The sequence below is a fragment of the Bacteroides faecichinchillae JCM 17102 genome, assembly GCF_000614145.1.
GTDB lineage: Bacteria > Bacteroidota > Bacteroidia > Bacteroidales > Bacteroidaceae > Bacteroides > Bacteroides faecichinchillae.
The window spans coordinates 1-25,384 of record NZ_BAKK01000052.1; the positions used below are offsets into that span (position 1 = coordinate 1).

23 protein-coding genes, 1 tRNA gene and 2 pseudogenes are annotated in these 25,384 nt (G+C 38.3%); 22 read left to right on the plus strand and 4 right to left on the minus strand.

Translation table 11 applies throughout. The features are described 5' to 3' along the window. Positions 1-51: 51 nt before the first annotated feature. A tRNA-Asp gene (locus JCM17102_RS18145) sits at positions 52-125 on the minus strand. A 465-nt stretch (positions 126-590) separates the two neighbouring features. Here JCM17102_RS18145 and purU point away from each other — a divergent pair. The 9 genes and pseudogenes from purU (at position 591) to JCM17102_RS18190 (ending at position 8,208) form a co-directional block, all read left to right on the plus strand. Continuing rightward, the gene (gene purU, locus JCM17102_RS18150) at positions 591-1,448 is read left to right on the plus strand and encodes a formyltetrahydrofolate deformylase (RefSeq protein WP_025076183.1); all 858 of its coding nucleotides are present in this window, start codon (positions 591-593) and stop codon (positions 1,446-1,448) included. Further along, the gene (gene hisH / locus JCM17102_RS18155) at positions 1,448-2,038 is read left to right on the plus strand and encodes an imidazole glycerol phosphate synthase subunit HisH (RefSeq protein WP_025076184.1); all 591 of its coding nucleotides are present in this window, start codon (positions 1,448-1,450) and stop codon (positions 2,036-2,038) included. Before purU ends, hisH begins: the two co-directional genes overlap by 1 nt. Before the next feature lie 93 nt (positions 2,039-2,131). Continuing rightward, a complete protein-coding gene (hisA, locus tag JCM17102_RS18160; RefSeq protein WP_025076185.1) occupies positions 2,132-2,854 on the plus strand; it encodes a 1-(5-phosphoribosyl)-5-[(5-phosphoribosylamino)methylideneamino]imidazole-4-carboxamide isomerase in 723 nt (240 codons plus the stop codon). Between the two features lie 62 nt (positions 2,855-2,916). Further along, positions 2,917-3,675 carry an imidazole glycerol phosphate synthase subunit HisF gene (hisF, locus tag JCM17102_RS18165; protein ID WP_025076186.1) on the plus strand — a complete coding sequence of 253 codons (759 nt, stop codon included), beginning with the start codon at positions 2,917-2,919 and terminating at the stop codon, positions 3,673-3,675. Positions 3,676-3,712: 37 nt separating this feature from the next. Then, positions 3,713-4,322: pseudogene (gene hisIE, locus JCM17102_RS28370) on the plus strand (bifunctional phosphoribosyl-AMP cyclohydrolase/phosphoribosyl-ATP diphosphatase HisIE). Beyond that, entirely contained in the window at positions 4,307-5,032 is a 726-nt protein-coding gene (locus JCM17102_RS18175; protein WP_025076187.1) for a cell division ATP-binding protein FtsE, read from the plus strand. The pseudogene hisIE and the gene JCM17102_RS18175 overlap by 16 nt, the downstream one beginning before the upstream one ends. A gap of 13 nt (positions 5,033-5,045) precedes the next feature. Continuing rightward, on the plus strand, positions 5,046-6,365 hold the full coding sequence (locus JCM17102_RS18180) for an aspartate kinase (protein ID WP_025076188.1): 1,320 nt from the start codon (positions 5,046-5,048) through the stop codon (positions 6,363-6,365). An 80-nt stretch (positions 6,366-6,445) separates the two neighbouring features. Next, entirely contained in the window at positions 6,446-7,606 is a 1,161-nt protein-coding gene (lysA, locus tag JCM17102_RS18185; protein WP_025076189.1) for a diaminopimelate decarboxylase, read from the plus strand. A gap of 119 nt (positions 7,607-7,725) precedes the next feature. Then, on the plus strand, positions 7,726-8,208 hold the full coding sequence (locus JCM17102_RS18190) for a ferritin (RefSeq protein WP_025076190.1): 483 nt from the start codon (positions 7,726-7,728) through the stop codon (positions 8,206-8,208). A 230-nt stretch (positions 8,209-8,438) separates the two neighbouring features. Here the strand turns inward: JCM17102_RS18190 and JCM17102_RS18195 are convergent, their stop codons facing one another. Both JCM17102_RS18195 and kbl read right to left on the minus strand, forming a co-directional pair. After that, entirely contained in the window at positions 8,439-8,861 is a 423-nt protein-coding gene (locus JCM17102_RS18195) for a DUF2721 domain-containing protein (protein WP_025076191.1), read from the minus strand. An 82-nt stretch (positions 8,862-8,943) separates the two neighbouring features. After that, positions 8,944-10,131 carry a glycine C-acetyltransferase gene (gene kbl / locus JCM17102_RS18200; protein WP_025076192.1) on the minus strand — a complete coding sequence of 396 codons (1,188 nt, stop codon included), beginning with the start codon at positions 10,129-10,131 and terminating at the stop codon, positions 8,944-8,946. Positions 10,132-10,267: 136 nt separating this feature from the next. Between kbl and JCM17102_RS18205 the strand changes: the two genes are divergently transcribed. The 5 genes and pseudogenes from JCM17102_RS18205 (at position 10,268) to JCM17102_RS28375 (ending at position 15,646) form a co-directional block, all read left to right on the plus strand. Then, on the plus strand, positions 10,268-11,221 hold the full coding sequence (locus JCM17102_RS18205) for an NAD-dependent epimerase/dehydratase family protein (protein ID WP_025076193.1): 954 nt from the start codon (positions 10,268-10,270) through the stop codon (positions 11,219-11,221). Beyond that, positions 11,221-12,069: a DUF4348 domain-containing protein gene (locus tag JCM17102_RS18210; protein WP_025076194.1), complete on the plus strand. Its 849-nt coding sequence runs from the start codon at positions 11,221-11,223 to the stop codon at positions 12,067-12,069. The genes JCM17102_RS18205 and JCM17102_RS18210 overlap by 1 nt, the downstream gene beginning before the upstream one ends. A 95-nt stretch (positions 12,070-12,164) precedes the next feature. After that, entirely contained in the window at positions 12,165-13,160 is a 996-nt protein-coding gene (gene murB, locus JCM17102_RS18215) for a UDP-N-acetylmuramate dehydrogenase (RefSeq protein WP_025076195.1), read from the plus strand. 64 nt (positions 13,161-13,224) lie between these two features. Beyond that, positions 13,225-13,983, plus strand: a complete 759-nt coding sequence (locus JCM17102_RS18220) for an MBL fold metallo-hydrolase (protein ID WP_025076196.1) — start codon at positions 13,225-13,227, stop codon at positions 13,981-13,983. A gap of 86 nt (positions 13,984-14,069) precedes the next feature. Further along, a pseudogene (locus JCM17102_RS28375) lies at positions 14,070-15,646 on the plus strand (DUF3352 domain-containing protein). Positions 15,647-15,780: 134 nt separating this feature from the next. On the opposite strand, the gene JCM17102_RS18230 reads toward JCM17102_RS28375, so the two are convergent. After that, complete coding sequence (locus JCM17102_RS18230; RefSeq protein WP_025076197.1) at positions 15,781-16,155, minus strand: DUF3127 domain-containing protein; 375 nt, start codon at positions 16,153-16,155, stop codon at positions 15,781-15,783. A gap of 153 nt (positions 16,156-16,308) precedes the next feature. Here JCM17102_RS18230 and dnaN point away from each other — a divergent pair, with 153 nt between their 5' ends. The 8 genes from dnaN to JCM17102_RS18275 all read left to right on the plus strand — a co-directional run. Then, on the plus strand, positions 16,309-17,433 hold the full coding sequence (gene dnaN / locus JCM17102_RS18235; protein WP_025076198.1) for a DNA polymerase III subunit beta: 1,125 nt from the start codon (positions 16,309-16,311) through the stop codon (positions 17,431-17,433). A 5-nt stretch (positions 17,434-17,438) separates the two neighbouring features. Next, entirely contained in the window at positions 17,439-18,218 is a 780-nt protein-coding gene (locus JCM17102_RS18240; protein WP_025076199.1) for a 3'-5' exonuclease, read from the plus strand. Then, entirely contained in the window at positions 18,218-19,426 is a 1,209-nt protein-coding gene (gene coaBC, locus JCM17102_RS18245) for a bifunctional phosphopantothenoylcysteine decarboxylase/phosphopantothenate--cysteine ligase CoaBC (RefSeq protein WP_025076200.1), read from the plus strand. The genes JCM17102_RS18240 and coaBC overlap by 1 nt, the downstream gene beginning before the upstream one ends. Positions 19,427-19,450: 24 nt before the next feature. After that, positions 19,451-21,112 (plus strand): DNA repair protein RecN, encoded by a 1,662-nt coding sequence (gene recN / locus JCM17102_RS18250; protein ID WP_025076201.1) that lies wholly within the window; start codon positions 19,451-19,453, stop codon positions 21,110-21,112. Positions 21,113-21,149: 37 nt separating this feature from the next. Continuing rightward, on the plus strand, positions 21,150-21,893 hold the full coding sequence (gene rlmB / locus JCM17102_RS18255; RefSeq protein ID WP_025076202.1) for a 23S rRNA (guanosine(2251)-2'-O)-methyltransferase RlmB: 744 nt from the start codon (positions 21,150-21,152) through the stop codon (positions 21,891-21,893). 1 nt (position 21,894) lies between these two features. Beyond that, positions 21,895-23,604 (plus strand): serine protease, encoded by a 1,710-nt coding sequence (locus JCM17102_RS18260; protein ID WP_025076203.1) that lies wholly within the window; start codon positions 21,895-21,897, stop codon positions 23,602-23,604. Between the two features lie 296 nt (positions 23,605-23,900). Beyond that, positions 23,901-24,839 carry a tyrosine-type recombinase/integrase gene (locus JCM17102_RS24795; RefSeq protein ID WP_033887074.1) on the plus strand — a complete coding sequence of 313 codons (939 nt, stop codon included), beginning with the start codon at positions 23,901-23,903 and terminating at the stop codon, positions 24,837-24,839. Positions 24,840-25,158: 319 nt separating this feature from the next. Further along, positions 25,159-25,384: transcription termination/antitermination NusG family protein (locus tag JCM17102_RS18275; protein WP_025076204.1), on the plus strand; the 226-nt coding region annotated here is incomplete at its 3' end.

Below are 25,384 nucleotides of genomic sequence, written 5' to 3' on the forward strand. Positions count from 1 at the left end.
AATTTTATTTAAACTAACTTTTTATTTCTTTCCGCCTCTATTGTAAAGAAGCGGTGCGTACGGGACTCGAACCCGTGACCCCATGCGTGACAGGCATGTATTCTAACCAACTGAACTAACGCACCAAAATTTCATTTTGTTAATCTGCATCTCTCTCGATTGCGGGTGCAAAGGTAGTTGTTTTTTGTAAATCTGCAAGTGTTTGAAGAAACTTTTTTTCAAGAAAAAAACAGCTAAAAAGCTTAGTGTCTCATTTTGAGTACTTTCAAAATAAAAAAATATTGTTTTTTTCTTCGTATTAATTAGGATTACATAAGTCTGTTACTATGATTGAATTATTCTATCGATAAGATTACATTATTTTGATAGTTTCATTATATCATCAGTGTGGAATGATGTTATCTTTTTTAATATTCATCTGTCTTACATAAGAAATCGCTTCCATTATCTTTCTATCTGTAAGAAATCATCGTTTTTATGGAAACTTTCTGCTTGAATAATTCGTAATTTTGCAATAAATCGTTATTTTTGCACTCTAAAAATAGAGAGGTGGAAGAATTTCCCCCCGGAATCATAAATTTGTAAAAAGAATGATGACTACAGCCAAACTGTTATTGCACTGTCCTGATAAACCGGGAATTCTAGCGGAAGTGACAGACTTTATTACGGTAAACAAAGGAAATATTATCTATCTGGACCAATACGTAGACCATGTAGAAAACATATTTTTCATGCGTATAGAATGGGAATTAAAGGACTTTCTGGTTCCGCAGAAAAAAATTGAAGATTACTTTAGAACGCTTTATGCACAAAAATACGAAATGGATTTCCGCCTTTATTTCTCAGATGTGAAACCACGAATGGCTATTTTCGTTTCGAAAATGTCTCATTGTCTTTTTGATATGCTCGCTCGTTATACGGCAGGAGAATGGAATGTGGAAATACCTCTTATAATAAGTAACCATCCCGACTTGCAACATGTAGCCGAACGCTTCGGTATTCCCTTCCATTTGTTCCCTATCACAAAAGAGACAAAGGAAGAACAGGAGCGTAAAGAACTTGAGCTTTTGGCTAAACATAGTATTACTTTCATCGTTTTGGCACGATATATGCAGGTTATCTCTGAACAGATGATTAATGCTTATCCTAATAAGATTATTAATATCCATCACTCTTTCCTTCCGGCGTTTGTGGGGGCTAAACCATATCATGCCGCTTTTGAAAGAGGAGTGAAGATTATCGGGGCAACCAGTCATTATGTAACAACAGAATTGGATGCAGGCCCAATTATCGAACAGGATGTAGTGCGTATTACTCACAAAGATTCTGTAGAAGACTTGGTAAATAAAGGAAAAGACTTGGAAAAAATCGTTCTTTCACGTGCGGTACAAAAGCACATTGAACGAAAAGTCTTAGCTTATAAAAATAAAACAGTAATATTTAGCTAATGAAGATAGCAGTCGTAAAATACAATGCCGGAAATATTCGTTCGGTGGATTATGCATTGAAGCGTTTGGGCGTTGAGGCGGTGATTACGGCCGATAAAGAAGAACTTCAATCTGCCGATAAAGTTATTTTTCCCGGAGTAGGAGAGGCGGAGACTACTATGAACCACTTGAAGGCGAATGGATTAGATGAATTGATTCGAAATCTTCGTCAACCGGTTTTCGGCATTTGTCTGGGGATGCAGTTAATGTGTCGTTATTCTGAAGAGGGAGGAGTTGATTGTCTGAATATCTTTGATGTAGACGTGAAACGTTTTATACCGAAGAAACATGAGGATAAAGTTCCACACATGGGATGGAATACGATTGGTAAAGTAAATAGTAAACTGTTTGAAGGATTCACAGAAGAAGAGTTTGTCTATTTTGTGCATAGTTTCTATGTTCCGGTATGTAACTTTACTGCTGCTGAAACAGATTATATTGATCCGTTTAGTGCTGCTCTGCATAAAGACAATTTTTATGCAACTCAGTTCCATCCAGAGAAAAGTGGAAAGACCGGAGAGAAGATTCTGCGAAACTTTTTGGATCTATAATAAACTTTCTTGTCGTTTATAATAAACTTTTTAGGGGTTGTAGAATGAGAAAGAGAGACTGTAAAATGAATTACTAAAAATCTAAATAGCCTGATGATAGAGATAATTCCAGCCATTGATATAATTGACGGAAAGTGTGTTCGCCTTTCCCAAGGAGACTATGACAGTAAGAAAGTCTATAATGAAAGTCCTGTGGAGGTAGCTAAAGAATTTGAAGCGAATGGAGTTTGCAGATTGCATGTAGTCGATCTGGACGGAGCTGCTTCTCACCATGTGGTAAATCATCGGGTATTGGAACAAATAGCTACACGTACTTCTTTAGTGATTGACTTCGGTGGAGGAGTAAAGAGCGACGAAGATTTGAAGATCGCATTTGAAAGCGGTGCACAAATGGTGACAGGAGGCAGTATTGCTGTGAAAGATCCTGCGCTTTTCTGTCATTGGTTAGATATCTATGGAAGTGAGAAAATTATCTTGGGGGCGGATGTAAAAGATCATAAGATAGCCGTTAATGGCTGGAAAGACGAAAGTACCTGCGAACTTTTCCCATTTTTGGAAGATTATATAAATAAGGGCATTCAGAAAGTGATTTGTACGGATATTAGTTGTGATGGAATGCTGAAAGGCCCTTCTATCGATCTATATAAAGAAATGTTGAAGAAATTCCCCAATCTTTATTTGATGGCAAGTGGAGGAGTAAGTAACGTCGATGATATTATAGCTTTGAATGAGGCCGGAGTTCCCGGAGTGATTTTTGGTAAAGCGCTTTATGAAGGACATCTGACTTTGAAAGATTTGCGTCCTTTTCTGGAATAAAGAAGAATAAAAGTTTCCCTAATATCGATAATAAATTGTCAAATAGTAAATAAAATAGAATTGTGTTAGCGAAAAGAATTATACCTTGCCTGGATATAAAAGACGGGCAAACCGTAAAAGGAACAAATTTTGTCAACCTGCGTCAGGCGGGTGATCCGGTGGAACTGGGACGTGCCTACAGCGAACAAGGAGCTGATGAACTTGTTTTTCTGGATATTACAGCCAGTCACGAAGGACGTAAAACTTTTGCGGAATTGGTGAAACGAATTGCAGCTAATATCAATATACCTTTTACAGTAGGCGGTGGAATCAATGAATTGAGTGATGTAGACCGTTTACTGAATGCCGGAGCGGATAAGATTTCTATTAATTCTTCCGCTATCCGTAATCCACTGTTGATTGACGAGATTGCTAAACATTTTGGTTCGCAGGTTTGTGTATTGGCAGTAGATGCCAGACAGACTGAAAATGGTTGGAAGTGTTACTTGAACGGTGGACGTATTGAGACAGATAAGGAATTGATGATGTGGACGAAAGAAGCTCAGGAGCGTGGTGCAGGAGAAATCCTGTTCACTAGTATGAATCATGACGGAGTGAAAAAAGGTTATGCCAATGAAGCACTCGCTGCTTTGGCCGAACAACTTTCGATTCCTGTGATTGCTTCTGGTGGCGCAGGTCAAAAAGAACACTTTCGTGATGCTTTCTTACTCGGAAAAGCAGATGCGGCATTGGCTGCCAGCGTTTTTCATTTCGGGGAAATTAAAATTCCCGAATTAAAATCGTATCTTTGCGCACAGAATATAGCGATGCGGACTGTTTAGTTTGTAAATTGTAAATAGTAAACTAAAAAATAGAATGATGGAATTGGATTTTGATAAAATGAGCGGACTTGTTCCGGCTATCATACAAGATAATGCGACACGTAAGTCTGATGTTAGGCTTTATGAATAAAGAGGCGTATGATAAAACTGTAGAAACCGGAAAAGTAACTTTTTTTAGCCGCACTAAGAATCGTTTGTGGACAAAAGGAGAAGAAAGTGGTAACTTTCTGAATGTCGTTTCTATCAAAGCCGATTGTGATAATGATACATTGTTGATTCAGGTGAATCCCGTAGGACCGGTTTGCCACACTGGCACAGATACTTGCTGGGGTGAAAAGAATGAAGAACCAGTTATGTTTTTGAAACATCTGCAAGATTTCATTGACAAGCGTCACGAAGAAATGCCGGAAGGTTCTTACACTACCAGTCTGTTTGAATCCGGTATTAATAAGATTGCTCAGAAAGTCGGTGAAGAAGCCGTAGAAACAGTAATTGAAGCCACAAATGGCACAGATGATCGTTTGATTTACGAAGGTTCCGACCTGATTTATCACATGATTGTATTATTAACATCAAAAGGCTATCGTATTGAAGATCTTGCTCGTGAATTGCAAGAAAGACATAGCAGTACATGGAAGAAACATTAATTCAATATAAAGACGTAGAAATTCATCAGCAGGAACTCTGTGTGTTGAGTGATGTTAATCTGGAACTGCACAAGGGAGAGTTCGTTTACCTGATAGGAAAAGTAGGCTCTGGAAAAACGAGTTTGCTCAAAACCTTATATGGTGAATTGGACGTAATAAATGGAGAAGCGGAAGTATTGGGTTATAATATGCGAACCATTAAACGGAAACATATACCACAATTGCGTCGTAAACTGGGAATTGTGTTTCAGGATTTCCAACTACTGACAGATCGTACGGTTTATAATAATCTGGAATTTGTACTTCAGGCCACTGGCTGGAAGAACAAGCAGGAAATGAAAGAACGTATTGAGGAAGTACTCCAATTGGTAGGAATGTCTAATAAAGGATATAAATATCCGAATGAGCTTTCCGGTGGTGAGCAACAACGCATTGTTATAGCTCGTGCCGTACTTAATTCTCCGGAAATCATTTTGGCAGACGAACCGACCGGAAATCTGGATGTGGATACAGGTAAAGCAATTGTGGAGTTATTGCATGATATTTGTAAGTCTGGTTCATCAGTTGTGATGACCACACACAACCTTCAATTGCTGAAAGAATATCCCGGTAGAGTATATCGTTGTGTTGATCATCATATCACTGATATTACCGATGAATATAAATCTCCGCAGAGAGCAATAGAAATAGATTTAAATATAGATAATTAAAACAGTAACGAAAATGAAAGTTTTAAAGTTTGGAGGAACTTCCGTAGGTTCTGCTCAGCGGATGAAGGAAGTAGCCAAATTGATTACCGATGGTGAACAGAAGATTGTTGTTCTTTCTGCTATGTCAGGAACAACGAACACATTGGTGGAAATTTCGGACTATCTGTATAAGAAGAATCCGGAGGGTGCCAACGAGATTATCAATAAGCTGGAAGCCAAATATAAACAGCATATTGATGAACTTTACGCTACTCAGGAGTATAAACAGAAAGGTTTGGAAGTCATCAAGTCCCATTTCGACTACATCCGCTCCTATACTAAAGACCTTTTCACTTTGTTTGAAGAGAAAGTGGTATTGGCACAAGGAGAGCTGATTTCTACGGCAATGGTAAACTTCTATCTGCAGGAATGTGGTGTGAAGTCTATATTGCTTCCGGCTTTGGAATTTATGCGTACTGATAAGAATGCAGAACCGGATCCGGGTTATATCAAGGACAAATTGCAAGCACAGCTTGAACTTTATCCGGATGCTGAAATCTACATTACTCAAGGGTTCATTTGTCGGAATGCTTATGGTGAGATTGATAACTTGCAGCGTGGAGGTAGTGATTATACGGCATCTTTGATTGGTGCTGCAGTGAATGCTACCGAAATCCAGATCTGGACGGATATCGACGGTATGCACAATAACGATCCTCGTATCGTTGATAAGACAGCTCCGGTTCGTCAGTTGCATTTTGAAGAAGCTGCCGAACTAGCTTATTTTGGTGCTAAAATTCTGCATCCTACTTGTATCCAGCCTGCTAAATATGCAAATATTCCTGTGCGTCTGTTGAATACTATGGATCCGAAAGCTCCGGGTACATTGATCTCCAATGATACAGAGAAAGGTAAGATCAAAGCGGTTGCTGCCAAAGATAATATTACAGCTATTAAAATCAAGTCAAGTCGTATGTTGCTTGCTCATGGTTTTTTGCGCAAAGTATTTGAAATCTTTGAAAGTTATCAGACTTCTATAGATATGATTTGTACCTCAGAGGTAGGAGTATCAGTAACGATTGATAATACGAAGCACCTGAACGAGATTCTGGATGACCTGAAAAAATACGGTACAGTTACTGTAGATAAGGATATGTGTATCATCTGCGTAGTAGGTGATTTGGAATGGGAAAACGTTGGTTTTGAAGCAAAGGCACTCGATGCGATGCGAGATATTCCAGTACGAATGATTTCATTCGGAGGAAGTAACTACAATATATCCTTCCTCATCCGGGAATGTGATAAGAATGTAGCATTACAATCGCTAAGTGATATGCTTTTCAATAACAAATAATTCCACAAAGAAAATATTGAGCGCTTTTACCGATTTAGATAAAAGCGCTCTTTTTTAACTAACTAAATAAGTATTTAATTATGAAAGGAATATTTCCGATTGATAAATTCCGTACCTTGCAAACACCTTTTTATTTTTATGATACCAAGGTACTGCGTGATACACTTTCTACTATTAATCAGGAGATTGCCAAATATCCTAATTACTCTGTTCATTATGCAGTGAAAGCTAATGCAAATCCGAAAGTACTTACTATTATTCGTGAAAGCGGATTAGGAGCCGATTGTGTGAGTGGAGGAGAGGTGCGTGCTGCTATTCGTGCCGGATTTCCAGCTAATAAGGTGGTTTTTGCCGGAGTAGGTAAGGCGGATTGGGAAATCAACCTCGGATTGGAGTATGACATTTTCTGTTTCAATGTAGAATCTATTCCTGAATTGGAGATAATTAATGAATTAGCGGCTGCTCAAAATAAAGTAGCTAATGTTGCTTTCCGTATCAATCCTGATGTGGGTGCACATACTCATGCTAATATTGCTACCGGACTTGCGGAAAACAAATTCGGTATCAGTATGCAGGATATGGATAAAGTGATTGATGTAGCACAAAATTTGAAGAATGTGAAGTTTATTGGTCTTCACTTTCATATTGGTTCTCAGATATTAGATATGGGTGATTTTGTTGCTCTCTGTAATCGTGTTAATGAATTACAGGATAAACTCGAATCTCGTCGTATATTGGTTGAACATATCAATGTCGGTGGTGGATTGGGAATCGATTATGCTCATCCTAACCGTCAGGCAATTCCTAATTTCAAAGCATATTTTGCCACCTATGCCGGACAGTTAAAATTACGTCCATATCAAACTTTGCATTTTGAGTTGGGACGTTCTGTGGTAGGGCAATGTGGTTCATTGATATCCAAAGTGTTATATGTGAAGCAAGGAACCAAAAAACAATTTGCCATTCTTGATGCAGGTATGACAGAATTGATTCGTCCGGCTCTGTATCAGGCTTATCACAAAATGGAAAACATTACTTCACAAGGACCGATAGAAGCCTATGATGTAGTAGGACCTATTTGTGAATCGTCGGATGTTTTCGGTAAAGCAATAGACCTGAATAAAGTGAATCGTGGAGATCTGATCGCTCTCCGTTCTGCAGGTGCTTACGGTGAAATCATGGCATCTGGTTATAATTGTCGTGAACTTCCGAAAGGGTATACATCTGACGAACTTGTGTAAATAAAATGTGAATGTAGTTTAAAAAATCAAGGACGTTAAAACAATTTAGTCTGAAATCTTGTTATATTTGTAATAAAATTAAAACGAAGTTACATTAACAACTTTATAAAAATACGATTATGATTTCGGAAAAATTACAAAATGCAATTAACGAGCAGATTACTGCTGAGATGTGGTCTGCAAACCTGTATTTGGCGATGTCTTTTTACTTTGAAAAAGAAGGTTTCAGTGGTTTTGCTAGTTGGATGAAAAAACAGTATTTCGAAGAAATGCAACATGCATGTACAATGGCTGACTATATTGTCAAGAGAGGCGGAACTGCTAAAGTAGATAAGATTGATGTAGTACCTAATGGTTGGGGCACTCCTCTGGAAGTATTTGAACATGTTTACAAACATGAATGCCATGTCTCTAAATTGATAGATAGCTTGGTAGATGTTGCTGCAGCTGAAAAGGATAAAGCGACACAAGATTTCTTGTGGGGATTTGTTCGTGAACAGGTAGAAGAAGAAGCTACTGCATTGGAAATTGTTGAGAAATTGAAGAAAGTTGGTGAAACTGGTATTTTCATTATTGATTCACAACTTGGTCAACGTAAATAAGATTCAGCAATAAGTTGATATAGAATAAAAAAGCTATTTGGACTATCCGAGTAGCTTTTTTATTTTGTTTGCGCTTGTATTTTCCCCTTTGTCATCATTTAAATGTATAAATAAACATGGGCAAATTTTTATTTTCTTTTGTTAATACTATGCTGCTATGTATTATCTTCTAACTCAAGCAACGACTCTTATGCTACAATCTGAACAAGGAAAGGGTAGTCATTTTATGGTTATTCTGCCTTGGCGGGTGATTTATGACGACCTTTTTCCATCGTCCCCAGATATATCTCCAGTGATCGGGTAGAAATTTGTATTTCACGAAAGGAAACGCCTAACGAACCGATAAGCAAAATCAAAGCTACTCCAAATACATAAGCGGATAATAATTGCAACCCGATATAGATTAGGAACATACTGACCACACAGAGAAATAAACTTGCTATACCTAGTCCCTGCATAGTTCGGGTCAGGTTTAACCTTTTCCGTAAATTCTCTATTTGTGCAACAGTGATATCAGAAGGGTTTTCAGCGTAACGATCCCGTAACTGACGCACCAGTTGTGCATAGGATAAGAAACGATTGGTATAAGCCAATAAAATCAGCGAAACAGCTGAGAAAAGTAGCGCAGGGGTAGTTAGTGTTAATTCTTCCATGATGATATAAAAATCTTCCATTGTTATTGTCACAATCTCAGTAAGATATATAATAATAACAATGGAAGATATAATAATGTTTTTACTTCAATACTCCGAGCTCTTTACCTACTTTAATAAAAGCGGCTATACACTTATCAAGATGTTCTTTTTCATGTCCGGCAGAAATCTGTACGCGGATACGTGCTTGATCTTTCGGAACAACCGGATAATAGAAACCAGTTACATAAATGCCTTCTTCCTGCATACGTGCTGCATAAATCTGTGATAATTTAGCATCATATAACATGACAGCACAGATTGCACTTTGAGTTGGTTTAATGTCGAATCCGGCAGCAGTCATCTTGTCGCGGAAATAATTCACATTGTCTACCAGTTTATCGTGGAGTGCATTACTTTCTTTCAACATTTTGAATACTTCAAGACTTGCACCGATAATACCCGGAGCCAATGAATTAGAGAACAGGTAAGGACGGCTACGTTGGCGCAATAAATCAATGATTTCTTTGCGTCCGGTAGTAAATCCTCCCAATGCACCGCCGAAAGCTTTACCCAGTGTACCGGTATAAATATCTATGCGTTCGTGAGTTTTATATAACTCGCTTACACCATGACCAGTAGCACCTACCACACCTGCAGAATGAGACTCATCAACCATTACTAGGGCGTTGTATTTTTCTGCCAAATCGCAAATCTTGTCCATTGGTGCCACATTTCCATCCATAGAGAATACGCCATCTGTTACCACGATACGGAAACGCTGAGCTTGTGCCTCTTGCAGGCATTTTTCCAGTTCATCCATATTGGCATTGGCGTAACGATAACGTTTTGCTTTACAAAGACGTACACCATCAATAATAGAAGCATGATTTAAAGAGTCTGAAATAATGGCGTCCTCTTCAGTGAAAAGCGGTTCGAACACACCACCATTAGCGTCGAAGCAAGCAGCATACAGAATTGTATCTTCGGTCTGGAAGTATTCTGAGATCGCAGCCTCTAATTCTTTGTGTATATCCTGAGTTCCGCAAATGAAGCGAACAGATGACATACCATATCCGCGACGATCCATCATTTCCTGAGCTGCTTTAATCAAGCGAGGATGATTAGATAACCCCAAATAGTTATTGGCACAGAAATTCAGAACTTCTTTACCTTTTACTGTAATGGCAGCCTGTTGTGCACTTTCGATCAGTCGTTCTTCTTTATAAAGACCGGCTTCTTTGATTTCAGCCAATGTTTGGCTGAGATATTCTTGCATTTTACCGTACATAGTGTTTGAGTGATTAAGTTATGATACAAAGGACACTATTTTTCTTGGAATAACAATGTCTTTTTGACGAAAATATGAAAAAAAAAGTGCTTACTTTGCGCACCATTTAGCTTAATATCTTTAGTAAGAAGAAAAAATGAAACACATTTTGATAATTGGAGCTACCGGACAGATCGGATCCGAACTAACGATGGAACTACGTAAACGTTACGGAAACCAAAACGTTGTAGCTGGTTATATCCCTGGTGCTGAACCTAAGGGGGAATTAAAAGAGTCAGGACCGTCGGCTATTGTAGACGTGACAGACGGAGCAATGATAGAATCGGTGGTAAGAGAATACCACATTGATACTATTTACAATTTAGCGGCACTACTTTCGGTGGTAGCCGAATCCAAACCTAAATTAGCCTGGAAGATAGGTATCGATGGATTATGGAATGTTCTGGAAGTAGCTCGTGAACAAGGATGCGCAGTTTTTACACCTAGTTCTATCGGTTCTTTCGGTTTAAGTACACCTCATACAAAGACTCCACAGGATACTATACAACGTCCGCGTACAATGTATGGTGTAACCAAAGTGACTACTGAATTGTTAAGTGATTATTATTTTAATAAATATGGTGTCGATACGCGTGCTGTGCGTTTTCCGGGCATCATTTCGAACGTGACTCCTCCAGGAGGAGGTACGACCGATTACGCTGTTGATATCTATTACTCAGCTGTAAAAGGTGAAAAGTTTGTGTGCCCTGTGAAGGAAGGTACATTAATGGATATGATGTATATGCCGGATGCATTGAATGCAGCTATCATGTTGATGGAGGCAGATCCGGCAAAACTGATACACCGTAATGCTTTCAATATCGCTGCTATGAGCTTTGGTCCGGAAACTATTTTCCAAGCTATTAAAAAGCATGTTCCGGAATTCGAGATGGTTTATAATATCGACCCCTTGAAACAACGCATAGCTGATAGTTGGCCAGACAGTTTGGATGATACCTGTGCTCGGAATGAGTGGGGGTGGGAGCCAGCTTATGATTTGGAAAGTATGACGGTGGATATGCTTGAGAAATTAAGAGCTAAACTAAAATAATGAAAAAATTAATTGCGAGGGTTGTGATGCTCGTAGTTTTAGTTTCTTGTGGAAATAAAAAAACGAACATCGACCCTTTTGCATCTATTACTAATGAGGTGGATTCTGTCTTACATAAGGAAGATTCTATTCCTCAGGTGAAATTGCCGGAAGAACCAGAACCGACTGAAGCGGATGAGTCTTTCGACGATTTTATCTACAATTTTGCCTCCGATGATACTTTACAGTTTCAGCGTGTGAGATTTCCATTGCCTTATTATAAAGGAGATGAGAAGGTCTCTATTGAGAAACGTTTTTGGAAGCATGATGATTTATTTACCAAACAGCATTATTATACGCTCCTGTTTGATAAAGAAGAAGACATGGATCTTGTAGGTGATACCTCTCTTACTTCGGTACAAGTAGAGTGGATATTTGTGAAAAAACGAATGATGAAGAGGTATTATTTTGAGCGTATTAAAGGAGCATGGATTTTAGAGGCTATTAATCTGCGTCCTATTGAAAAGAATGATAGTGAAGATTTTGTAGAATTTTTCAGTCGTTTTGCATCTGATAGTCTTTTTCAGAGCCAACGTGTGCAGAATCCGCTTGCTTTTGTAACATCAGATCCGGATGATGACTTTTCTATTTTGGAAACAACGATTGACCGGAATCAATGGTTTGCCTTTAAACCAGTATTACCAACCGACCGTCTATCAAATATTAATTATGGTCAGCGGAATGATGATAATTCATCAACGAAAATTCTTGCATTGAAAGGTATCGGAAATGGTTTTTCCAATCTCTTGTATTTTCGTCGAAAAGGAGGGGAGTGGGAATTGTATAAGTTTGAAGATACAAGTATATAATAATGTTTCAATATGCTGATGGATTAGTGGATTGTTGAATAACGCATTGTTTGCAAAAATTGGATACCAGCATATTGATTAAAAAAGAATTAGTTATGTTTTCTCTTTTGTCTCACAATACATTTGGCATAGATGTGAATGCCACTCGTTTTTTTGAATATGCTTCAGTTGAAGAACTGAAGCAACAAATAGCGCAAGGTGCCATTACGACACCTTTTTTGCATATTGGAGGTGGCAGTAATTTGTTATTTACTAAGGACTATGATGGGTTGATTTTACATTCCTGTATTAGCGGTATAGAAGTGACCGAAGAGACAGAACAATTTATATCAGTGAGAGTCGGGGCTGGTGTCGTCTGGGATGATTTTGTGGTTTATTGTGTAAGAAACGGATGGTATGGAGTCGAAAATCTTTCTCTCATTCCTGGTGAAGTAGGAGCAAGTGCTGTGCAGAATATTGGAGCCTATGGTGTTGAAGCCAAGGATTTGATTACTGCGGTGGAAACAGTGAACTTTCATGGTGAAGAGCGTGTTTATACAGTAGATGAATGTGAATATTCCTATCGTAACAGTATCTTTAAACGTCCGGAAAACAGAACTATTTTTGTGACGTATGTTTGTTTCCGTCTTAGCAAAAAAGAGAAATTTACATTAGATTATGGTACTATTCGTCAGGAATTGGAGAAATATCCTAAACTGACACTGGATATAGTTCGTAAAGTAATTATAGATATTCGGGAAAGCAAGCTTCCTGATCCAAAAGTGATGGGAAATGCAGGAAGTTTTTTTATGAATCCTATTGTCTCGAGAGAGAAACTAGAAACTTTGCAACAAGAATATCCACGAATACCTTATTATGAATTGAATGACGGACAGGTGAAGATTCCGGCTGGGTGGATGATTGATCAGTGCGGCTGGAAAGGAAAAGCGTTAGGACCGGCAGCAGTTCATGATAAACAGGCATTAGTGTTGGTAAATCGTGGAGGAGCAAAAGGAAGTGATATTATTGCACTTTCGGACGCAGTCTGTACCTCTGTCCGAGAGAAATTTGGAATTGATATTCATCCTGAAGTTTATATAATTGATAATTAAGAATGGAAAATTTATATGCTAATGTTACTTGAAAATTGTCCATTATCAATTCTTCATTAAAAAAATGAAAATAAGAATACTTGGAAGTGGAACATCGACTGGAGTTCCTCAAATTGGCTGTAAATGTCTGGTTTGTACTTCTATTGATCCGAAAGATAACCGTTTGCGTGCATCTGCTATTATAGAAACAGATGATGCACGTATACTTATTGATTGTGGTCCCGATTTTAGAGCTCAATTATTGCATCAGCCTTTTGAGAAGATTGATGGAGTACTTATTACTCACGAACATTATGATCATGTCGGCGGATTAGATGATTTGCGTCCATTCAGCCGATTTGGTGCTGTGCCTATCTATGCAGAGAAGTATGTGGCGGATGGATTACGTTCCCGTATGCCTTATTGTTTTGTAGATCATAGTTATCCAGGAGTTCCTAATATTCCTTTACAAGAAGTAATTGCTGGACAAGCTTTTATGTTAAATGAAACAGAGATACTTCCGTTGCGTGTCATGCATGGGCGTTTGCCGATTTTGGGCTATCGTATCGGACAGGTAGGATATATCACTGATATGTTAACTATGCCCGAAGAATCTTATGAACAATTAGCGGGAGTAGATGTTTTGGTTATGAACGCGCTTCGTATAGCTTCACATCCTACTCACCAAAATTTAGAGCAGGCGTTGATTGCCGCAAAGCGTATTCGGGCAAAGGAAACTTACTTCATACATATGAGCCATGACATGGGGTTGCATGCGAAGGTAGAGGAGGAACTTCCTGAGAATATTCACCTAGCGTTTGACGGACAGGAAATCTATCTTTGATTGCGAGTGAATTTTTTAGCAAAAGTTTTGTTTTCTTTGTAGAAATTATTATTTTTGCCCCTAGCCGATGATAAACAACGAATATTATGAAACTTAGTACAATTGTGAAAATCGCAATCACTTCTTCTGTGCTACTTTTGTGCATAGGATTCGCTTTGTACTCTTATTTCAAGTTGTCGGCTGCTGATGTACGGAAAGACATTAATCTATATACTTTAGTTCCGTCCAATGCTACTGCGGTTTTTGTAACGGATGATGCTGCCGAATTGGTGGCAGAAATCGAAGAATTGACTTGCAGTAAGAATCAACAATATTTGCATGTATCCAAACTTTTTTCCTCCTTGAAAGATTATCTTTATTCTCTTCAAGAGGATGCTCCACATGGATTAAGCCGGCAGATGAATCGATTGCTGATTAGTTTTCACGAACCGGATAACGACCATAATCAGGTCCTTTATTGTCGTTTGGGAGATGGTGACCGGGAACTGGTAGATAAGTTTATTCAGAAACATCTTTCCGCTGCCTATCCATTTAAAATATTTAAATATAAAGGTGAAGATATTTATATATATCCAATGTCTGATGGCGACTTTTTGGCTTGTTATTTGAAGCCGGACTTTTTAGCTCTCAGTTATCAGAAAAAACTTATTGAAGAAGTTATTGATACCCGTAAAACTGGTAACTCTATAGTTTCTGATTCTACTTTTATCGAAGTAAACGGCCCAAGAAAAACTTCCTCTATAGCTACTATTTATGCCCGTTTGGACGGAATGATTGGATGGACGGAGTTTGATATGAAGTTAAAAGACGATTTTATTTATTTTTCTGGTGTTAGCATGATGTAGATTCATGCTTTACATTTATTAATGCACTTCGTCAGCAGGAAGCTGTTAAGGGATTTGCAGGAGATGCATTGCCATCTACTACATTTTATCTCAGTAGACAAGGTGTTACAGATTGGGCATCCTTATTAGCTTATGGTGAAAGGCAGGAATATGCTGTAGCTACCCGAACCAGAGAGATACTTGATCGTGATAAAGAACTATCCCGTTATCTAATAGAGAATACTGGTCAGGATTTGGTAGCTTTTCTTTTTCAACGTGAAGACTCTTTATTGGGACCTGCTGCTGTAATGGCACTTTCCATAACCGATGTGCTAGAAGCAGAAAGGATGCTACGTTCCTTTGTAGAAGCAGCTCCATTGGAAGAGGGGGAACAAAGAAATTCTCGCATCTCTTTTTATTATACTCCAAATAAAGCTTATCCGGTCTATAAATTACCTCTTACAACATTGTTTTCTCAATTGACAGGTTTTTCAGAGTCTCCATTACATGTTTATGCTACATTTTATAATGGACGTTTGTTACTTGCTCCTGATGAAGATAGTCTATCTCGTTATATCAGACAACTAGATAAAGGAGAAGTTTTGGATGGTGCATTAGTTTATCGTGCTGGAACAGGAAGTTTGTCCGATTCGTATCATTTTATGTTAATGGCAGATTTTGAGCAGTTGCTTGATCAATCAGGAAACCATTATCGTTTTATTCCGGATTTTTTTTCTCGTAACTCTGATTTCTTTCGTAATTTTGTGATTTTTGTTCAGTTTACTTGTGCGGACGGAGTCATTTATCCTAATATTGTATTAAAGTATAAAACTGAATAATTAAATAAATAACCTAAATTTAAGATATAATAAAGATTCAACAAAATCAATGTAGTGAATATGAAAAAAACTTCCAACAAAATAATGCTGGAAGTTTTTTTTTTATATATAAATCCCTGAAAGGAGTCTTATATTTAGAATGGCAGATCATCTTTAGCATCTCCTGTAGTAAAATCCGGAGTTGCAGATGGTGCTGGAGGAGGAACAGGAACTCCCGGTTCCATAGCTGTACCTGCGCTAACGCGTTCAACTTTCCATGCACGAATGCTGTTGAACCATCTATCTTGCCATTGACGGGCATCAATGTCGAATGATACGGTCAGTTCTTCGCCCATCTGAATATTGAATTGTTCGATTTTGTCTGCGCCAAACACGTCAAAACACATTTTACGCGGATATTGGTCATGGTTTTCAATTACATACTCTTGTGATTTCCATTCGTTTCCGCTAGTCTTTGAGACCCCACCTCTTGGAGAGAGGATAGCGATAATTTTTCCTGTAAATTCCATTGCGATAAATTTAAATTCTGGGGCGAAGTTACGATTTTTTAGTAATATCCGGTGCATAAAACTTGTTTTTTTCTTTTGTTTTATTGGGCGACATGAATCTTTTTTTCTAACTTTGTGCGTTAGAACAATAAAAACTTAAATACACGAAAATATATGAAATTTATCGTTTCAAGTACTGCTCTTTCCAGCCATTTACAGGCTATCAGCCGCGTAATTAACTCTAAGAATGCGCTGCCTATTCTCGATTGTTTCCTTTTCGAATTGGAAGATGGAACATTATCTGTGACTGTTTCTGACAGTGAGACAACTATGGTAACCACAGTAGAAGTGAATGATAGCGATGCAAACGGACGTTTTGCCGTAGTGGCAAAAACATTGCTTGATGCGCTGAAAGAAATTCCTGAACAACCGCTGACATTTGAAGTTAATCCGACTACTTTTGAAATCACAGTGCAGTATCAAAACGGAAAATATAGCTTGATGGGGCAGAACGCGGATGAATTTCCGCAATCGGCAACATTGGGAGATAACGCAGTCCGAGTAGAAATGGAAGCAGGTATATTATTGGGTGGTATCAACCGCTCTGTATTTGCTACAGCCGACGACGAACTTCGTCCGGTAATGAATGGTATTTATTTCGATATTACAACAGAAGATATTACAATGGTTGCTTCGGATGGTCATAAACTCGTACGTTGCAAGACATTGGCTGCTAAAGGCAATGAACGTGCAGCTTTTATATTACCGAAGAAACCGGCTACATTGCTTAAAAACCTACTTCCGAAAGAACAGGGAACAGTCACTATTGAGTTTGATGAACGTAACGCGGTATTTATGCTTGAAAGATATCGTATGGTTTGTCGGTTGATTGAAGGTCGTTATCCGAATTACAATTCGGTTATTCCTCAAAACAATCCGCATAAAGTAACGGTAGACCGCCAGCAATTGATCGGAGCTTTGCGTCGTGTATCTATTTTCTCTTCGCAGGCAAGTAGCTTGATCAAGCTGCGTATGCAAGAAAATCAGATTGTGATTTCTGCACAGGATATTGACTTTTCCACTTCTGCAGAAGAGACACAAGTTTGCCAATATGCAGGAGCTCCTATGAGTATAGGATTTAAATCTACTTTCCTGATTGATATCTTGAATAATATATCAGCGGAAGAAGTTATTATTGAACTTGCAGATCCGTCACGTGCCGGAGTTATTATTCCGGTAGAACAAGAAGAGAATGAAGACTTGCTGATGTTGTTGATGCCGATGATGCTAAATGATTAATTGAAATGAAATTAAACCTGAAAAATCCTATTGTATTCTTTGATTTAGAGACAACCGGAACTAACATAAATACAGATAGAATTGTTGAAATCTGTTATTTAAAAGTTTATCCTAACGGGAATGAAGAGTCAAAAACTATGCGTATTAATCCCGAAATGCACATTCCTGAAGCATCATCTGCTATACATGGTATATTTGATGCCGATGTAGTAGGTTGTCCGACTTTCAAGGAAGTAGCAAAAAATATAGCCAGGGACATTGAAGGGTGTGACTTGGCTGGATTTAATTCCAATCGTTTTGATATTCCGGTATTGGCTGAAGAATTCCTTCGTGCAGGAGTAGATATCGATATGACTAAGCGCAAATTTGTTGATGTGCAAGTTATATTTCATAAGATGGAGCAACGCACTCTTTCTGCTGCTTATAAATTCTATTGCGAGAAGAATCTGGAAGATGCACATACTGCCGAAGCCGATACACGTGCCACTTACGAAGTATTAAAAGCACAACTCGATCGTTATTCGGAACTTCAGAATGACATTGCCTTTTTAGCTGAATATTCAAGTTATACTAAGAATGTAGACTTTGCCGGACGAATGGTATATGACGATAATGGGATTGAAGTATTTAACTTTGGTAAATATAAAGGTATGTCCGTTGCTGAAGTATTGAGGAAAGATCCTGGATATTACAGTTGGATTTTAAATAGTGATTTCACGTTGAATACGAAAGCAGTATTAACTAAAATTCGTTTGCGTGAAATGAGTAATCTGATTACAAAATAATGTTGAAAGGAAAAAAAATAGTTCTTGGAATTACCGGAAGCATTGCGGCTTATAAAGCCTGTTATATTATTCGTGGATTGATAAAGTGTGGAGCAGAAGTACAGGTTGTTATCACTCCGGCGGGAAAAGAATTTATTACACCTATTACTCTTTCGGCGCTGACCAGCAAACCTGTTATTAGTGAGTTTTTTGCTCAACGGGATGGAACTTGGAATAGTCATGTTGATTTAGGATTATGGGCGGATGCTATGTTGATTGCTCCTGCCACAGCTTCCACTATTGGAAAAATGGCTAATGGGATAGCAGATAACATGCTGATCACCACTTATCTTTCAGCAAAAGCTCCGGTATTTGTAGCTCCGGCTATGGATCTTGATATGTATGCCCATCCTTCTACTCAAAAGAATTTGGATATATTGCGTTCCTATGGTAATCATATCATCGAACCGGCGACAGGTGAACTTGCCAGTCATTTGGTAGGAAAAGGACGCATGGAGGAGCCGGAAAATATCGTTCGTGTATTGGATGAATTCTTTTCTACAAACTCAGATTTACAGGGAAAGAAAATCATGATAACAGCTGGGCCAACTTATGAAAAGATTGATCCGGTTCGTTTTATTGGCAATTATTCTTCAGGAAAAATGGGATTTGCTCTGGCAGAAGAATGTGCTCGTCGTGGAGCAAAGGTAACATTGATTGCCGGACCTGTTCAATTGAAAACTCAGCATTCAGATATTCATCGTATTGATGTAGAATCAGCTCAGGAAATGTTTGTAGCTGCACAAATGTATTATCCGGATTCTGATGCAGGAATTCTTTGTGCGGCAGTAGCTGATTTCCGTCCGGAGACAGTGGCCGATAAGAAAATCAAGCGGGAAAAAGAAGAAGGACTGACTTTACAGCTTCGGGCTACACAAGACATTGCAGCTAATTTAGGATCACTCAAGCAAAAGGGACAGTTATTAATAGGATTTGCTCTCGAAACCAACAATGAGCAGCAGAATGCCGAAGGTAAGCTCGAACGTAAGAATTTTGACTTTATAGTCATGAATTCCCTTAACGATTCGGGAGCTGGTTTTCGTCATGATACAAATAAAATTAGTATCATTGACCGAAAAGGTCGTATCGATTATCCGTTAAAACCTAAAACAGAGGTTGCACAGGATATCGTCGATCGTTTAGTGCTATCACTATCTCCAAATTCATAAATTACAATTCATAATTCGAAGAAAGTGTTACGTTCATTATACATTCAGAATTACGCGTTAATAGAAAAACTGGATATCAGTTTTGAAACAGGTTTCTCCGTTATTACGGGTGAGACGGGAGCTGGCAAATCAATTATTTTGGGAGCTATCGGTTTGTTGCTTGGTCAGCGTGCCGATGTGAAAGCTATTCGCCAAGGAGCTTCAAAATGCATAATAGAAGCACGTTTTGACATTTCTGCTTATAATATGCGTCCGTTTTTTGAAGAAAATGAACTTGAATATGATACAGAGTGCATACTTCGGCGTGAAGTGCAGTCGTCCGGAAAGAGTCGTGCTTTTATCAATGATACTCCTGCTTCGTTGGTTCAGGTGAAGGAGTTAGGTGAACAGCTGATTGATGTTCATTCACAACATCAGAATCTATTACTGAACAAAGAAGGTTTCCAATTAAATGTACTTGATATTCTTGCGCATAATGATGTAGCATTGGAGGAGTACTATTCATTATACAATGAATGGCGTCAGATAGAACATGAATTATCAGAATTAGTGACACTAGCGGAGCAGAGCAGGGCAGATGAAGATTATATTCGTTTCCAATTGGAACAATTGGAGGAAGCCCATTTATCCGAAGGTGAACAGGAAGAATTAGAGCAAGAAGCGGAAACTTTGAGTCATGCTGAAGATATTAAGGCTGGATTATACCGAGTCGAGCAAGTTTTTGCATCAGATGAGGGTGGGCTGCTTTCTTATCTGAAAGATAGTCTGAACACTCTGAATAATCTTCAAAAAGTGTATCAGCCGGCTGGAGAATTAGCTCAACGAGTAGAAAGCACATACATTGAATTAAAGGATATTTCGCAGGAAGTTTCTTCACAAGGAGAATCTGTAGAATTTAATCCTGCCAGATTGGACGAAGTAAACGATCGCTTGAATCTGATCTATTCATTGCAACAGAAGCACCGGGTACAGACTGTAGAAGAATTAATCACTTTGACAAATGAATATCGGAATAGACTCTCTACAATAACTTCCTATGACGAACGAATTGCCGAATTGACCATACGTAAGGAAGCACAGTTTAAAAAGGTGAAAAAACAGGCCGAAGTACTGACTAAAGCACGTGCTACTGCAGCTCGTGAAGTGGAAAAGCAACTTGCTGCCCGCTTGATTCCATTGGGAATGCCAAATGTCCGCTTTCAAGTGGAAATGGGATTGAAGAAAGAACCCGGAATGCAAGGAGAGGATACTGTCAATTTCTTGTTTTCCGCTAATAAGAATGGAATGTTGCAAAGTATTTCGTCTGTAGCTTCAGGGGGGGAAATAGCTCGTGTCATGCTTTCCATAAAAGCAATGATTGCTGGGGCGGTGAAACTTCCTACTATTGTATTTGATGAGATAGATACCGGGGTTTCCGGTGAGATTGCCGATCGTATGGCAGACATGATGCAGGAAATGGGAGATTCTAACCGACAGGTTATCAGCATAACTCATTTGCCGCAAATTGCTGCTCGGGGTCGTGCTCATTATAAAGTATATAAGAAAGACAGCGATACGGAGACAAACAGTCATATCCGTCGTTTGACTAATGAAGAAAGGGTAGAAGAGATTGCTCATATGCTGAGTGGTGCTACATTGACAGAAGCAGCGCTTAGTAATGCTAAATCTCTTCTGACACGCAATTAAATAGAAATAATCAATAATAAATAAGTAAATAAACAGCATGCTCGATAAAAGTGAAATGATTTTCGGTGTTCGTGCCGTGATAGAAGCTATTCAGGCGGGGAAAGAGATCGATAAGATTCTGGTAAAGAAGGATATTCAAAGTGATCTTTCCAAGGAACTTTTTGCATCCTTGAAAGGAACGTTGATACCTGTACAACGTGTACCGGTAGAACGTATCAATCGTATTACCCGAAAGAACCATCAGGGAGTAATCGCTTTCATTTCTTCTGTAACTTATCAAAAAATCGAAGATTTGGTTCCGTTTTTGTTCGAACAAGGGAAAAATCCTTTTTTCGTGATGCTGGATGGTGTGACTGATGTTCGTAATTTTGGTGCGATTGCCCGTACTTGTGAATGTGCGGCTGTAGATGCAGTAATTATTCCGGCACGTGGCAGTGCGTCAGTGAATGCCGACGCGATGAAAACGTCGGCAGGGGCATTGCATACTTTACCTGTTTGTCGCGAACAGAGTCTTCGGAATACTTTACAATATCTGAAAGATAGTGGATTTCGTATTATAGCAGCCACTGAAAAAGGTGATTATGATTATTCGAAAGCTAACTATACAGGTCCGCTTTGCATCATCATGGGTGCAGAAGATACAGGAGTCTCATATGATAACCTGGCACTTTGCGACGAATGGGTAAAAATTCCAATGTTAGGAACGATCGAATCACTGAATGTTTCCGTAGCTGCCGGAATACTTATATATGAAGCTGTAAAACAAAGAAATAACGACTGATATGAAGAGGATTTTAATCTTACCTTTAGTGCTCGTTTGCCTGATTCAGGGAAGCATGGCGCAAGTAACTCCGAAATGGGTAGAGAAGGCAAAACGTGCAGTCTTTTCTATAGTGACTTACGACAAGAATGATAAGATGCTAAATACCGGGAATGGATTTTTTGTATCCGAAGATGGATTAGCTCTTTCAGATTATACTCTTTTTAAAGGAGCCCAACGTGCAGTGATCATTACTTCGGATGGAAAAGAAATGCCGGTAAATGTTATTTTGGGAGCTAATGATATGTATGATATTATTAAGTTTCGTGTTGCAATTACTGAGAAAAAAGTTCCTGCATTGACAGTGGCTACTACTATTCCGGCAGTCGAATCAGCTACATGGATGTTGCCTTATTCTACTCAGAAAAGCATAGCTTGTGAATCTGGTAAAGTAAAAGATGTATCCAAAATAGCAGGTGAATACCATTATTATAAATTGGGTATGCCAATGAAGGATAAAATGGTAAGCTGTCCAGTGATGAATCCGGAAGGACAGGTTTTCGGAATCTCCCAGAAATCTTCCAGTGCTGATTCAGTAAATACTTGTTATGCTGTGGGAGTAGCATTTGCTATGTCTCAGAAGATGAGTGCTCTTTCATTAGGGGATGCAACTTTGAAGACTATTGGTATTCGAAAAGGACTTCCTGAAGAGGAAGAACAAGCATTAGTATATCTCTATATGACTGCGACTCAATTGCCTGGAGAAGAATACTTAAAAGTATTGGATGAATTCATCATACAGTTCCCAAACAATACTGAAGGTTATTATCGTCGTGCCGGTTATAATATAGCCAATGCCAAAGGTGATGAAACAATGCTTGATAAAGCGGCAGTTGACTTAGAGCAAGCGTTCAAGGTTGCTCAGAAAAAGGAAGATGCATATTATAGTATTGCTAAAATTATGTATGCCTATCAGTTAGAAAAGCCTGAAAAGACTTATAAAGATTGGACCTACGATACTGCATTGTCTAATGTTCGTAAAGCAATAGAAATAGATCCTCAACCTGTCTATACACAGTTAGAAGGTGATATTCTTTTTGCTAAACAAGACTATGCCGGTGCGTTGGCTAGCTATGAAAAAGTAAATGCCAGCAATCTTGCTTCACCTGCTACATATTTTAATGCTGCTAAAACAAAAGAGTTAATGACAGCTGACCCGAAAGAAGTCTTGGCGTTAATGGATAGTTGTGTTACCCGTTGCCCTAAACCGCTTACCGCTGATTATGCTCCTTATGTTTTGGAACGTGCTCAAATGAATATGAATGCAGAGGAACCCAGAAAGGCACTTTTGGATTATGATGAGTATTTTAAGGCAGTGAATGGTAATGTTAATGATGTATTTTATTATTATCGTGAACAAGCAGCTTTGAAGTCCCGTCAATATCAACGTGCATTGGATGATATTGCAAAAGCAATTGAACTGAGTCCGAAAGACTTAAATTATCAAACTGAACATGCTGTGGTTAATCTGCGTGTAGGGCGTTATGATGAAGCAATACAGATATTAGATAAGGTCATAAATGAAGATCCCAAATATGCAGAAGCATATCGTTTGCGTGGACTTTGTAAGGCGCAATTGAAAAAGACTGATGATGCTTGTATCGATTTTAAGAAAGCAAAAGAGTTAGGCGATCAGAATGTAGATACACTTCTCGAAAAATATTGTAAATAGCTGGAATATATCTGCATAGATAGGATGAGCCCCTACTAGCTACCAAAGTTAGTAGGGGCTCTCATTTAGGGGAATTCATAACTCTTTCTCTCTTCTCATTCTCCCCATTCATAAAGTTCAGGTTTTAGGTCTTAATATGATAAATAGGTCTGAATTTCTTATTCCTTTTATAGATTAAATGCAGAAAAACTTCAGATACTGCATCGTATACAACTTTTTTTTTCAGATTTGTTGTTTTTTCTGTTAGTTTCATCTTTTACCCCATGCTATTATGAACCAATAATAAGAAATAAATGATGGAAAAGAACAGATTTACAATTTGTGCAAATAGCTATATCGAGTCTTTGAGAGAAGAAGGTCGTTATTCTACAGCACATGTATATAAGAACGCTTTACGTTCATTCACTCAATTTTGTGGAACGCCGTCTGTAGCTTTCTACCAGGTAAATCGTGATACTCTGAAACGCTACAGCAATTATTTAATTGCTCGTCACTTGAAGCTCAATACTATTTCTACCTACATGCGTATGTTACGTTGTATCTACAATTTGGGAGTTGATAAAGGTCAGGCTCCTTATATACATCGTCTCTTTCGTGATGTTTTCACAGGAGTGGATACCAGACAAAAGAAAGCGCTTCCTGTATACGAACTTCATACATTATTATATAAAGATCCACAATCAGAATCTTTACGCCGTACACAGGCCATTGCTAATTTGTTGTTTCAGTTTTGTGGAATGCCTTTTGTTGATTTTGTCCATTTGGAAAAGTCAAATTTGACACATGGTATTCTGAAATACAATCGTATAAAAACAGGTACTCCTATGAGTATCGAAATTCTGGATACTGCTGTAGAAACTATTGCTTGGCTTGGTAATAAACATGTTACTAATCATTCAGGTTATCCTGATTATCTATTTCATGTGTTGAGTGGCAATTATAAAAGGAATGAGGAAAATGCTTATAAAGAATATCAATCAGCTTTGCGTCGTTTCAATAATCAACTGAAGAGTTTAGCCAGACGATTATGTGTTCGTTCTTCTGTAACTTCATATACCCTTCGGCATTCTTGGGCTACTACCGCCAAGTATAGAGGGACTTCTATTGAGATGATCAGTGAGTTGTTGGGGCACAGATCGATCAAGACTACTCAGATCTACTTAAAAGGATTCGATTTAGCAGAAAGGACTAAAGTAAATCGTATGAATTATTTTTACGTTAAGAATTGCAGATAAATGAATACGATATAGGTAAATAGTTGAATAATAATATTGTATGTTATCCGTTACTTCTTAGGTAACGGATATGAATACTGTTATCAGAAGCTAGAAGTGTCCTTTCTGATACATAACAGAGTTCCTTAACATTCAAGCAATAGAAGATTCCTTGGTACGACAATTATTTTTCGTGTCCAAATATTTTTTTGCTATATATTCTAATAAAAAAGAAAAAAAGATATTTTTTATTTGTTTGCTATTTACTATTTTATCTATCTTTGCATCGAATTCATATCCGTTACCTAAGAAGTAACGGATAAACATGGGGTAAAAATAGATGATTCTTAACAAAAATGACGATTCCCGAGTTCTGCCGGCAAATGTGACTGGCAGAAGCGTAGCGCACTCAAAACGTTGGTTGGTGGCTATAGTACGTATCTGCCATGAGAAAAAGACAAGCGAGCGTCTCACTAAAATGGGAATTGAAAACTTCCTTCCTCTTCAACAAGAATGCCATCAATGGAGTGACCGTCGTAAAGTGATCGATCGTGTTTTACTTCCAA